Source organism: Modestobacter caceresii (assembly GCF_000761485.1).
Classification (GTDB): domain Bacteria; phylum Actinomycetota; class Actinomycetes; order Mycobacteriales; family Geodermatophilaceae; genus Modestobacter; species Modestobacter caceresii.
On sequence record NZ_JPMX01000062.1, the window covers coordinates 54,808 to 66,824 of the forward strand.

The 12,017-nt window shown below is 74.4% G+C and carries 13 protein-coding genes; 9 read left to right on the forward strand and 4 right to left on the reverse strand.

Features of this window, described 5'->3' with window-relative positions:
- The 4 genes from IN07_RS25825 to IN07_RS14045 form a co-directional block, all read right to left on the reverse strand.
- On the reverse strand, positions 1-311 hold a 311-nt coding region (locus IN07_RS25825; protein ID WP_231558371.1), incomplete at its 3' end, for an STAS domain-containing protein.
- 54 nt (positions 312-365) lie between these two features.
- Entirely contained in the window at positions 366-764 is a 399-nt protein-coding gene (locus IN07_RS14035; protein ID WP_036336595.1) for a glyoxalase superfamily protein, read from the reverse strand.
- Positions 765-821: 57 nt separating this feature from the next.
- The gene (arr, locus tag IN07_RS14040; protein WP_036336546.1) at positions 822-1,280 is read right to left on the reverse strand and encodes an NAD(+)--rifampin ADP-ribosyltransferase; all 459 of its coding nucleotides are present in this window, start codon (positions 1,278-1,280) and stop codon (positions 822-824) included.
- A gap of 123 nt (positions 1,281-1,403) precedes the next feature.
- On the reverse strand, positions 1,404-2,285 hold the full coding sequence (locus tag IN07_RS14045) for a diacylglycerol/lipid kinase family protein (RefSeq protein WP_036336548.1): 882 nt from the start codon (positions 2,283-2,285) through the stop codon (positions 1,404-1,406).
- A 128-nt stretch (positions 2,286-2,413) separates the two neighbouring features.
- Here IN07_RS14045 and argC point away from each other — a divergent pair, with 128 nt between their 5' ends.
- From argC to tyrS, 9 genes are read left to right on the forward strand one after another with little or no spacing between them, the layout of a single operon-like run.
- A complete protein-coding gene (gene argC, locus IN07_RS14050; RefSeq protein WP_036336550.1) occupies positions 2,414-3,454 on the forward strand; it encodes an N-acetyl-gamma-glutamyl-phosphate reductase in 1,041 nt (346 codons plus the stop codon).
- Positions 3,451-4,602: a bifunctional glutamate N-acetyltransferase/amino-acid acetyltransferase ArgJ gene (argJ, locus tag IN07_RS14055; protein WP_036336552.1), complete on the forward strand. Its 1,152-nt coding sequence runs from the start codon at positions 3,451-3,453 to the stop codon at positions 4,600-4,602. Before argC ends, argJ begins: the two co-directional genes overlap by 4 nt.
- Positions 4,599-5,642, forward strand: coding sequence for an acetylglutamate kinase (gene argB / locus IN07_RS14060; protein WP_081975412.1), 1,044 nt, complete (start codon positions 4,599-4,601; stop codon positions 5,640-5,642). The genes argJ and argB overlap by 4 nt, the downstream gene beginning before the upstream one ends.
- Positions 5,639-6,829, forward strand: coding sequence for an acetylornithine transaminase (locus IN07_RS14065; RefSeq protein WP_036336554.1), 1,191 nt, complete (start codon positions 5,639-5,641; stop codon positions 6,827-6,829). Before argB ends, IN07_RS14065 begins: the two co-directional genes overlap by 4 nt.
- Positions 6,826-7,776: an ornithine carbamoyltransferase gene (argF, locus tag IN07_RS14070; protein WP_036336556.1), complete on the forward strand. Its 951-nt coding sequence runs from the start codon at positions 6,826-6,828 to the stop codon at positions 7,774-7,776. Before IN07_RS14065 ends, argF begins: the two co-directional genes overlap by 4 nt.
- The gene (locus IN07_RS14075; protein ID WP_036336557.1) at positions 7,773-8,318 is read left to right on the forward strand and encodes an arginine repressor; all 546 of its coding nucleotides are present in this window, start codon (positions 7,773-7,775) and stop codon (positions 8,316-8,318) included. The genes argF and IN07_RS14075 overlap by 4 nt, the downstream gene beginning before the upstream one ends.
- Positions 8,315-9,757: an argininosuccinate lyase gene (argH, locus tag IN07_RS14080; RefSeq protein ID WP_036336559.1), complete on the forward strand. Its 1,443-nt coding sequence runs from the start codon at positions 8,315-8,317 to the stop codon at positions 9,755-9,757. The genes IN07_RS14075 and argH overlap by 4 nt, the downstream gene beginning before the upstream one ends.
- A gap of 5 nt (positions 9,758-9,762) precedes the next feature.
- Positions 9,763-10,437, forward strand: a complete 675-nt coding sequence (locus tag IN07_RS14085) for a DNA-3-methyladenine glycosylase (protein WP_156119196.1) — start codon at positions 9,763-9,765, stop codon at positions 10,435-10,437.
- Between the two features lie 14 nt (positions 10,438-10,451).
- Positions 10,452-11,735 carry a tyrosine--tRNA ligase gene (gene tyrS, locus IN07_RS14090; protein ID WP_036336561.1) on the forward strand — a complete coding sequence of 428 codons (1,284 nt, stop codon included), beginning with the start codon at positions 10,452-10,454 and terminating at the stop codon, positions 11,733-11,735.
- Positions 11,736-12,017 lie beyond the last annotated feature (282 nt).

Below are 12,017 nucleotides of genomic sequence, written 5' to 3' on the forward strand. Positions count from 1 at the left end.
GAGGGCCGGCGGAGTTCGGGCAGCCCCCCGGCCCGGCGGGCCTGCTCGGTCTCCCGCACCAGCAGCCGCAACGCCCGGCCGTCCAGGAAGGTGGCCGCCGAGAGGTCGACGGCGCCCGCGCCGGGGGTACGCGGCCCGCCGGCGTCCCACGCCTCGACCACCAGGCTGTCGACCTCGCCGCACAACCGGAGCACGGTCACGCCGTCCTCCTCGACCAGGTCGATCCCGCCGGACGGCTGCTGCTGGACCTCGTGCATGGCGGTGTTCCTCCCCTGCCCGGCGTCGTTCGCCGGGCACGGGGGACTCTGCACGGCCCTGCTGACAGAACGCCCTCAGCAGTCCGAGGACCGGCTGTGCGGCGACCGTCAGGAGGCCGGTTCCTCGACGACCCAGATCGAGTTGCCGTCGGGGTCGCGGACCGCGAACAGCAGCGGCGCGCCGGGCACCCGGGTCGGGACCGGGTCGACGTCGACGTCCCCGCGGGCGGCGAGCCGGCGGTGCTCGGCGAGCACGTCGGTCGACTCGACCCCGATGGCGCCGCCGCCGGGGGAGCCGCCCATCGGCGGGTTGAGCGCCAGCCGGGCGGAGGAGCCGGGCGGGGCCACCTCCAGCCAGCGGTCCGTGCCGTCCTCGCCGAAGCGCTCGTCGCCGCGCACCTCGAAGCCGAGCACGTCGGTGTAGAAGGCCAGGGCGGCGTCCTGGTCGCTGACGGAGAACATCGTCACGGCGAGCTGGGTCAGCGTGGTGGTCCGTGTCTGTGTCATGCCGGTCAGACCGGTGGCGACGGCCCGACTCATCGGTGGACGGCCGGGCACGGACGGTCAGTCCTCGATGACGTCCCGGCCCTCCGCCCGGAGCAGTGCCAGGTGGTCCAGCATCCCCTGGAGCGCCTCCGGGTCGTGCCCCTGCCAGCTGTCCAGCTCGCTGACGACGCGCAGCGGGTGGCGGGTGCGGTAGGACCGGGTGGGGTTGCCCGGGAACCGCTTGTCGGTCACGTTCGGGTCGTCCTCGAACGGGCCCAGGGGCTCCACGACGTAGATGCGTCCCGGCTCGCCGTCACCGGCGAGTGCAGCCGCCAGCTCCGCGCCCCAGGCGGCGGTGTCCACGAGCGCGGTGAAGTAGACGTGGTTGGACACCCGGCCCTCCTGGAAGTTCGAGCCGTGGCCGGGGACCAGCTGGACACCGGCCACCAGGGCTGCCCTGGTGCCGTGGAAGAAGGGGCCCTGGACGTGCCCGCAGCTGTCGTAGGTCGCGGGGACGGGGAGGCTGCTCTCGTCCATGGCCGGATCTCCTCTCGGTCGGCTGCTGCGCTGCGGCGTCAGCCGGACCAGCCTGTCGCGGATCGGCCGGCCCACGGGCGGCGTCACCACCTCGCGACCTGGGACCCCCGCGGGTCCCGCGCGTCAGAACACGGTGGCCAGCGCCCGTGGCGCGATGTCCACGGTGACCAACGTGTCGGCCTCGAGCTCCACCAGCTCACCGTCCAGCTGCAGCGGCATGGGGACCAGGGTGGTGAAGGCGTAGTGGGTCGCGCTCGGCTGCCGGCCCAGCCCCCGGGTCGCGGCCCGCAGCGCGGTGGCCAGGACCTGGAGCTTGCCGGTCCGCCGCTGGGCGATCACCTCGAACCGGCCGTCGTCGGGGCGGGCGCCCTCGCTCAGCGTGGCCACCTTCGCCATCTGGGCGATGTTGGCGAAGAGCAGGCTGTCGATGGTGCGCTCCTCGCCGTCCTCCAGGCGGATCGGGAAGGGCCGGAAGCCGGTGAAGCCGCGGAGCACCGAGAGCGCCTCCCGCCACGACCCCTTGCCGCCCTTCTCGATGTCGACCGCGATCACCGGGGTGAGCCCGGCCCCGATGTAGGAGTGGGCGTACCGCACCTGGGCGTCACTGCCGCTGCCGAGCGTGAGCCGCAGCAGGTCGATCCGCCGGACGTCGCCGGCCACGATCGCGTCGGCCAGGTGGTGCTCGCGCGTCGTCCGGCGGTGGTCGTTGGCGTTGCCGGCCGCCCGCACCGCACAGACGGCGTCCGGGTTGCCGGCCTGCATCACGCCGTCGACGACCTCGTTGTAACCGCCGTCCCCGCTCACCGAGACGAGCAGTGGCCTCCCCGTGGCGGCGGCCTCGCGGGCCAGCTCGCGGGCGTGGCCGGCGCGCTGGGTCGGGCAGAGCTCCACGGGGACGGCGGGGAGCCGCTCGGCCAGCTCGGCACGCAGCTCCTCGGCCGACTCCGGTGCCTCGCCGGTGCTGTGCGGGTTGAAGATGACGATGATCCGGTCGAACACGCTCACAGGTGGGGGCCTCCTCGGCGATGGACGGGCGCGGCTGCCCGTTCGCTCCCTGCCCGCGAACGCGGTCCGGCACGCACCGGCCCACCTGGGACTGCACGGTCATGCATGGTCAGGTATGGTCATGCATCGTGGACAGCGAACAGACGTGGACGGTCGGGGTCACCGGCGCCACCGGGTACGCCGGGGGTGAGGTGTGCCGGCTGCTGGCCGGGCACCCGCGCCTCCGGCTGACCGGGGTGCATGCCAACTCGAGCGCCGGCCGACGCCTGGGGGAGTTGCAGCCCCACCTGCTGCCCTACGCCGACCTGGAGGTCCAGGGCAGTGACGCGGCGGCTCTGGCCGGCTACGACGTCGTGGTGCTGGCCCTGCCGCACGGGGAGTCCGCGGCGATCGCCGCCCAGCTGCCGGCCGACACGCTGGTCATCGACTGCGGCGCCGACCACCGGCTCAACGACCCGGCCGCCTGGGCCCGCTGGTACGGCGGCGAGCACGCCGGCCACTGGCCCTACGGGCTGCCCGAGCTCCCCGGCCAGCGGGAGCAGCTGGCCGGTGCCCGGCGGATCGCCGTCCCCGGCTGCTACCCGACGTCGGTCACCCTGGCGATGGCCCCGGCGCTGGCCGCCGGGCTGGTGACGCCGGACGTCGTGGTGGTCGCGGCGAGCGGCACCTCCGGGGCGGGCAAGAGCGCCAAGACCCACCTGCTCGGCAGCGAGGTGATGGGCTCGGCGAGCGCCTACGGCGTGGGCGGGGTCCACCGGCACACCCCGGAGATGGTGCAGAACCTGGCGCAGGCCGCCGGTGAGCCGGTCCGGATCAGCTTCACCCCGACCCTGGTGCCGATGAGCCGGGGCATCCTGGCCACCTGCTCGGCCCCGCTGGCCGACGGCGTGGACGCCGCCCGTGCCCGGGCGGCGTACCAGGAGGCCTACGGCGACGAGCCGTTCGTGCACCTGCTGCCGGAGGGCCAGTGGCCCACCACGGCCGCGGTGCTCGGCGCGAACACGGTGCAGCTGCAGGTCGCGGTCGACCCGGACGCCGGCCGGCTGGTCGTGGTCGCCGCCGTCGACAACCTGACCAAGGGCACCGCCGGTGCCGCCCTCCAGTGCGCCAACCTGGCCCTCGGCCTCCCCGAGACCACCGGTCTCCCCACCGTCGGAGTAGCACCGTGACCGTCACCGCCCCCCAGGGGTTCCGGGCCGCCGGCGTCGCCGCCGGCCTGAAGTCCACCGGCGCGCCGGACGTCGCACTGGTCGTCAACGACGGGCCGGACGACGCCGCGGCCGCCGTCTTCACCACCAACCGGTTTCCGGCAGCCCCGGTGCTGTGGAGCCGGCAGGTGCTCGCCGACCACCGGCTGCGCGCGGTCGTGCTCAACTCCGGCGGCGCCAACGCCTGCACCGGCCCGGAGGGCTTCGCCGACACCCACACCACTGCCGAGCACGTCGCGGCCGAACTGGGGATCGGTGCCGTCGACGTCGCGGTGGCCTCCACCGGCCTGATCGGGATGCGGCTGCCGATGGACACGCTCCTCGCCGGGGTCGGCGCCGCGGTCGCGGTGCTGTCCGCCGACGGCGGCCCGGACGCCGCCCGGGCGATCATGACCACCGACTCGGTGCCGAAGACGACGGTGCAGACCGGGAACGGCTGGACCATCGGCGGGATGGCGAAGGGCGCGGGCATGCTCGCCCCCTCGCTGGCCACGATGCTCGTCGTCCTCACCACCGACGCCGTCGTGCCGGCCGACGTCCTCCAGCCGGCGCTGCGGGCGGCGACCAGCGTCAGCGTCGAGCGCGTGGACTCCGACGGCTGCCTGTCCACCAACGACACGGTGATCGTGCTGGCCAACGGCGCGAGCGGGGTCACGCCCAGTGCGGAGGAGTTCACCGCCGCCCTCACCGCGGCCGCCACCGACCTGGCGATGCAGCTGCTGGCCGACGCCGAGGGCTCGACCAAGGACATCGCGATCACCGTCCGCAACGCGGCCAGCGTCGCCGACGCGGTCACCGCCGGCCGGGCCTGCGCCCGGAACAACCTGCTCAAGACCGCGCTGTTCGGCAACGACCCCAACTGGGGCCGGGTGCTGGCCGCGATCGGCACCACGGACGCGGCGTTCGAGCCCGACCAGGTGGACGTGACGATCAACGGCGTCACGGTCTGCCGCGCGGGGGCGATCGGCGATCCGCGCGAGGGCGTGGACCTGTCCGGCCGGGCCATCACGATCGACGTCGACCTGCGGGCCGGCGGCGAGCAGGCCACGATCTGGACCAACGACCTGTCCCTCGCCTACGTCCACGAGAACTCGGCCTACTCGACATGACCAGTGACCCGACCAGCAGCGACAGCCCGGCGCAGGACCCCACCCCGCCCGACGTCGCCCCCGATCTCGCCACCACGCCGCCCCGGCGCTCGGTGGGCACCCCCCGGGTCATGCGGACGCACGACCCCGAGGGCGACGCGCGCAAGGTCGCCGTCCTCACCGGTGCGCTGCCCTGGCTGCGGGAGTTCCACGGCCGGATCGTGGTGGTGAAGTACGGCGGGCACGCCATGGTCGACGAGCAGTGCCGGCGCGCCTTCGCCGAGGACATGGTGTTCCTGCGGACCTGCGGGATCCTGCCGGTCGTCGTGCACGGCGGCGGTCCGCAGATCAACGGCATGCTCAGCCGGCTGGGCATCGAGAGCGAGTTCCGCGGCGGGCTGCGGGTCACCACCGAGGAGACGATCGACGTCGTCCGGATGGTGCTGACCGGGCAGGTCGGCCCCGAGGTGGTCGGCCTGATCAACTCCTACGGCCCGCTGGCCGTGGGGCTGTCCGGTGAGGACGGCGGCCTGTTCACCGCCGAGCGCACGCACGCGATCATCGCCGGCGAGCCGGTGGACGTCGGCCTGGTCGGTGACGTCGTCGCGGTCGACCCCGCCCCGGTCACCGCGCTGCTCGAGGCCGGGCACATCCCGGTCGTCGCCACCGTGGCACCGGACGCCTCCGGCCAGGTGCACAACGTCAACGCCGACACCGCGGCCGCGGCGCTGGCCGTCGCCCTGGGCGCGGTGAAGCTGGTCGTGCTGACCGACGTCGAGGGGCTGTACGCCAACTGGCCCGACCGCGACTCGCTGGTGCAGAAGATCGACGCGACCGAGCTGGCCGAGATCCTCCCGACCCTGGACGCCGGGATGATCCCGAAGATGGCCGCCTGCCTGCGGGCGGTCGAGGGCGGGGTCCGCCGGGCCACCGTCATCGACGGGCGCCTGCCGCACGCCCTGCTGCTGGAGACCTTCACCACCGAGGGCACCGGGACGATGGTCGTCCCGGCCGGCACCGACACCACAGCACCGACACCGGAGGGAGTGACCGCACCATGACGCACACCGAGGAGCTGGCCACCCGCTGGTCGGCCGTGATGATGGGCAACTACAAGACCCCGCCGGTGGCGCTGGCCCGCGGCGCGGGCGCGACCGTCTGGGACGTCGACGGGCGGGAGTACACCGACCTGCTCGGCGGGATCGCCACCACGATCCTCGGCCACGCCCACCCGGCGGTCGTGCACGCGATCACCGCCCAGGCGCAGCTGCTCGGCCACGTGTCCAACCTGGCCATGCACGAGCCCGGGGTGCTGCTGGCCGAGCGGCTGCTGGAGCTCGCCGGCCGGCCGGGACGGGTCTTCTTCTGCAACTCCGGGGCGGAGGCCAACGAGGCCGCGTTCAAGCTCAGCCGGCTGACCGGGCGGCCCGAGGTGGTCACCGCGATCGGCTCCTTCCACGGCCGCACCATGGGCTCCCTCGCGCTCACCGGGCAGCCGGCCAAGGCCGCCGCCTTCGCCCCGCTGCCCGGCGGCGTGCAGCACGTCCCGTACGGGGACGCCGACGCGCTGTCGGCCACCGTGGGCGAGCAGACCGCGATGGTGCTGCTGGAGCCGATGCTGGGGGAGGGCGGCGTGCTGCCGGCCCCGCCCGGCTACCTGGCCGCGGCCGCGGAGACCGCCCGCTCCGCGGGTGCCCTCTTCGCCGTCGACGAGGTGCAGACCGGCAGCGGGCGCACCGGGCAGTGGTTCGCCCACCAGGCCGACGGCCTGCAGCCCGACGTCGTCACCTTGGCCAAGGCCCTCGGCGGCGGTCTGCCGCTGGGCGCCACGCTGGCCTTCGGCGCAGCCGCGGACCTGATGACCGCGGGTTCGCACGGCTCCACGTTCGGCGGCAACCCGATCGTCGCGGCCGCCGCACTGGCGGTGCTGGACACCATCCGGGACGAGGGCCTGCTGGAGCGCGCCAAGGAGATCGAGCACCGGGTCGCCGCCGGCGTCAACGCGCTGGGCCACGAGGGCATCAGCGGCGTCCGGGGCCGGGGCGCACTGCTCGGCGTCGTCCTCACCGCACCGGTCGCCGCCGCGGTCGAGACCCACCTGCGGGCGGCCGGGTTCCTCGTGAACGGGGTGGCCGCCGACGTCGTCCGGCTGGCGCCGCCGCTCGTCGTCACCGACGCCCAGCTCGACTCGTTCGTCGCCGCGCTCCCCGCCGCACTCGACGCCGCCCTCCAGGAGGCGGACCAGTGACGGTCCGGCACCTCACCCGGGACGACGACCTGACGCCGGCGGAGCAGGCGGAGGTCCTGGCGCTGGCCGCCCAGCTCAAGGCCGGCCGGCACACCGCCGCCGCGCCCACCCCGCTGCGCGCGGCCAACGGCACCCAGCGCACCGTCGCGGTGCTGTTCGACAAGCCCTCCACCCGCACCCGGCTCTCCTTCGCCGTCGGGGTCACCGAGCTCGGCGGGCAGCCCCTGGTCATCGACGGCGCGGCCAGCCAGCTCGGCCGCGGGGAGTCGGTGGAGGACACCACCCGGGTGCTCGACCGGCAGGTCGCCGCGATCGTCTGGCGGACCTCGGGCCAGGAGCGGATGGACGCCATGGCGGCGGTCAGCCGTGTCCCGGTGGTCAACGCGCTCACCGACTCCTTCCACCCGTGCCAGGTCCTGGCCGACCTGCAGACCGTCCTCGAGCGTCGGCCGCAGCTGGCCGGCCTCACGCTCAGCTACCTCGGCGACGGGGCCAACAACATGGCGCACTCCTACCTGCTGGGCGGCGCCCTGGCCGGCATGCACGTGCGGATCGGCTCGCCGGAGGCCTTCCAGCCCGACCCGGCCGTGCTGACCCGGGCGGGGCAGATCGCGAAGGAGACCGGTGGGTCCGTGCAGTGGACCGCCGACCCGGCGGCCGCTGCCGACGGCGCCGACGTGCTGGCGACGGACGCCTGGGTGTCGATGGGCCAGGAGTCCGAGCACGCCGCCCGGACCGGCCCGTTCGTGCCGTACGCCGTCGACGAGCCGGCGCTGACCCGAGCGGCAGACGACGCCGTCGTCCTGCACTGCCTCCCGGCCTACCGCGGCAAGGAGATCGCGGCCTCGGTGATCGACGGGCCGCAGAGCGCCGTGTGGGACGAGGCGGAGAACCGGCTGCACGCGCAGAAGGCCCTGCTGCTGTGGTTGCTGGAGCGGTCGGGGTGACCACCGCGCTGACCCGCTCCGCCCGGCACGCCCGGATCGCCGAGCTGATCACCGCCGGCCCGGTGACCTCGCAGACCCAGCTCGCCCGCCTGCTGGCCGAGTCCGGGGTCGAGGTCACCCAGGCGACGCTGTCCCGCGACCTGGAGGAGCTCGGCGCGGTGAAGCTGCGCGGGTCCGACGGGGCGCCGGCCTCCTACGTGCTGCCGCCGGAGAACGCCCCGCTGCGCCCGGCGCAGTCCGCGCCGGCCCGGCTGACCCGGCTGCTGGCCGACCTGCTGACCAGCGCCGAGGGCAGCGCCAACCTCGCCGTCGTCCGCACGCCCCCGGGCGCTGCCCAGTTCCTCGCCTCGGCGCTGGACAAGGTCGGGCTCCCCGACGTGCTGGGCACGATCGCCGGGGACGACACTCTGATGGTCGTCTCGCGCGACCCCCACGGGGGCCCGGCGCTCGCGGACCGGCTGCGCGCGCTCGCCGAGCGCGCCCACCCGGTGCACGGGGACGACACCGACCTGCACGCCGACGTGGAAGTGAGCGCAGAGTGACCGAGGGCAACGCCGGCAGCCAGACCCGACTGTGGGGCGGCCGTTTCGGGGGCGGCCCGTCACCGGCGATGGCGGCGCTGTCCAAGTCCACCGACGTCGACTGGCGGCTGGCCCCCTACGACCTGGCCGGTTCTCGGGCGCACGCCCGGGTGTTGGAGCGGGCCGGGCTGCTGACCGTCGACGAGCTGGCCAGGATGATCGGCGCGCTGACCGAGCTGTCCGCCGAGGTCGGCGACGGCACGTTCGCCCCGATCGAGGCCGACGAGGACGTGCACGAGGCGCTCGAGCGCGGCCTGCTGGAGAAGCTCGGCCCGCTGGGCGGCAAGCTCCGCGCCGGCCGCAGCCGCAACGACCAGGTCGCCACCGACCTGCGGCTCTACCTGCGGCACAACGTGCGCAGCCTGGTGGGCGAGCTCGCTGCCCTGGAGAACGCCCTGATCGGGCTGGCCCTGCGCTACCGCGACGTCGCCGCCCCGGGGATGACCCACCTGCAGCACGCCCAGCCGGTGCTCATCGCCCACCAGCTGCTCGCGCACGCCCACTCGCTGGCCCGCGACGTCGACCGGCTGCTGGACTGGGACCGGCGGGCCGCGGTCAGCCCGCTGGGCTCCGGCGCGCTGGCCGGCTCCTCGCTGGCGTTGGACCCCGACGCCGTCGCCGCGGAGCTCGGCTTCGACCGGGCCGCCGACAACAGCATCGACGCGGTCAGCGACCGCGACTTCGCCGCGGAGTTCTGCTTCGTGGCGGCCCTGCTCGGCGTGCACCTGTCCCGGCTGGGGGAGGAGGTCGTGCTCTGGACGTCGACCGAGTTCGGCTGGGCCCGGCTGGACGACGCCTGGGCGACCGGGTCGTCGATCATGCCGCAGAAGAAGAACCCGGACATCGCCGAGCTGGCCCGGGGCAAGGCCGGCCGGTTCGTCGGCAACCTGACCGGGCTGCTGACCATGCTGAAGGGCCTCCCGCTGGCCTACGACCGTGACCTGCAGGAGGACAAGGAGCCGGTCTTCGACTCCGTCGAGCAGCTGCTCCTGCTGCTGCCTGCGGTCACCGGGATGGTGGCCACCCTGACCCTGCGCCCGGAGGTGATCGAGGCCGCCGCCCCCCAGGGCTTCGCGCTGGCCACCGACGTCGCCGAGTGGCTGGTGTCCAACGGCGTCCCGTTCCGGTCCGCGCACGAGATCAGCGGCTCGATGGTCGCCTTCTGCGAGGAGGCCGGCCTCGAGCTCGACGAGCTGGACGACGACCAGCTCGCCGGCATCGACGAACGGCTCACCCCGGAGGTGCGGTCGGTGCTGACCGTCCCCGGTGCCCTGGCGGCCCGGCAGGCCCGCGGCGGGACCGCGCCGGAGCGGGTCGCCGAGCAGCTCCGGTCGCTGTCCGAACTCGCTCGTCAGCACACCGAGTGGGCGTCGTGGTCACCGGTGGCCGGGGCCCTCTAGCCCCCGTGGCCGCCGACCTCCCGCCGTCCGACCGGCCCGGGCCGGGTCCGCTCCTCACCGAGGACGACCTGCTCGGGCCGGTCGACGAGGTCGCCCGGTCGCTGCTGGGGTGCTGGGTGGTGACCGACCGGCCCGACGGGCGGGTCGCGCTGCGGCTCACCGAGGTGGAGGCGTACTCGGGGCAGGGGGAGGACCCGGCGTCGCACGCCCATCGGGGCCCGACCCCGCGGGCGGAGATCATGTTCGGCCCGCCCGGCCGGCTGTACGTCTACTTCAGCTACGGGGTGCACTGGTGCGCCAACGTCGTCGTCGGCCCCGCCGGTCGCGGCTCAGCGGTGCTCATGCGCGCCGGTGAGGTGGTGCTGGGGGAGTCCCTGGCCCACTCCCGTCGGCCGGCCGCGCGGGTCGCACGGGACCTGGCCCGCGGTCCGGCCCGGCTCACCCATGCGCTGGCCATCGGCCCCGACGACCGGGGCACCGACCTGCTCGACCCCACCTCACCCGTGCGACTGCACGCCGGCCGTGCGCCCTCCGGCGTCTCGACCGGCCCCCGGGTCGGGATCAGCGTGGCCACCGAGCTCCCCTGGCGCTTCTGGGAGACCGACGCTCCATCGGTGAGCGTCTTCCGGGCGGGCGGGAAGCCGCGGCGCCGGGTTGCCAGGCAAGATGGGCGATCGTGACCTCAGCACCTTCTGTGATCGACGAGTTGCACCGCCGCGGGCTGATCGCCCAGAGCACCGACGAGGAGGCGCTGCGCGCCCATCTCGCGGAGGGGCCGGTCACGTACTACTGCGGCTTCGACCCCACCGCGGCGAGCCTGCACGTCGGTCACCTGATCCAGTTCATGGTGCTGCGGGCCCTGCAGCGGGCCGGGCACCAGCCGATCGTCCTGGTCGGTGGGGCGACCGGGCTGATCGGTGACCCCCGGCCGTCGTCGGAGCGCCAGCTGAACGACCCCGCGCAGGTGGCCACCTGGGTGGACGGGATCCGCCGCCGGGTGGCGCCGTTCCTCGACCTGCCGGCAGCCGAAGAGGGGCTGCGGGAGCCGATCTACGTGGACAACCTGGACTGGACGTCGCCGCTGTCGGCGATCGACTTCCTGCGGGACCTCGGCAAGCACTTCCGGGTCAACCGGATGCTGGCCAAGGAGGCCGTCTCTGCTCGGCTGAACTCCGACGCGGGGATCAGCTACACCGAGTTCAGCTACCAGATCCTGCAGGCCAACGACTTCCGCGAGCTGTTCCGGCGGCACAGCTGCACGTTGCAGAGCGGTGGCTCCGACCAGTGGGGGAACATCACCGCGGGCACGGACCTGGTGCGGCGGACCGAGGGGGCGTCGGCGCACGCCCTGGCCACACCGCTGATCACCACGGCCGACGGGAAGAAGATCGGCAAGACCGAGGGCGCCACCATCTGGCTGGACCCGGAGCACACCAGCCCGTACGCGTTCTTCCAGTACTGGCTCAACATCGACGACGTCGACGCCCGGGCCTGGCTGCCGCTGTTCTCCGAGCGCCCCGCCGAGGAGGTGGCGGCGCTGATCGCGGAGTCCGAGGAGCGCCCGGCGTCCCGGGCACCCCAACGAGCGCTGGCCGAGGAGCTCACCCGGCTCGTGCACGGCCCCGCGGAACTGGCTCAGGCGGAGGCCGCCGGCCGGGCCCTGTTCGGCCGGGCCGAGCTCACCGAGCTGGACCCGCAGACGCTGACCGCAGCCCTGACCGAGGCCGGCGCGGTCGAGGTCGAGGACCCTGCGCTGTCGGTCGCTGCCCTGTTGCAGCGGGCGGGGCTGGCGTCGTCCCTGACCGACGCGCGGCGCACGGTCAAGGAGGGTGGCGCCTACGTCAACAACGTCCGGGTCACCGACGCCGACGCCGCACCTGCCCCCGGGGGCTGGTTGACCGGGGGGTGGCTGGTGCTGCGGAAGGGCAAGCGGCTGGTGGCCGGCGTGCACTGCCCCGGGGCCGGTCCGGCCGTCTGAGCTGGGCGGTCGCCGGCCTCGCGGAGCGGGCGTCCGTGGCGTGTGAACGCCAGGTGACGGCCACGTCTCGGGCAGGTGGCGCGCGTCACCCGACCCGGGTTTGACACGTCCCGCAGAGCCACGTAACTTTCTCTCTGCGCCGGGAACGACCGCGAGGCCGGGACCGAGCGCCGAGCAGGACAACACCAAGCCGGAGACGACGACCTGAGAGGGTCTGGTTCGCCGCGCGTCCGCTCCTTGAGAACTCAACAGCGTGCCGAAAGTCAGTGCCAAGTATCAATA

Coding starts and splice junctions, on each gene's coding strand:
- IN07_RS14035 (WP_036336595.1), bottom strand. CDS start 764: ATGACACAGACACGGACCACCACGCTGACCCAGCTCGCCGTGACGATG.
- arr (WP_036336546.1), bottom strand. CDS start 1,280: ATGGACGAGAGCAGCCTCCCCGTCCCCGCGACCTACGACAGCTGCGGG.
- argB (WP_081975412.1), top strand. CDS start 4,599: ATGACCAGTGACCCGACCAGCAGCGACAGCCCGGCGCAGGACCCCACC.
- IN07_RS14065 (WP_036336554.1), top strand. CDS start 5,639: ATGACGCACACCGAGGAGCTGGCCACCCGCTGGTCGGCCGTGATGATG.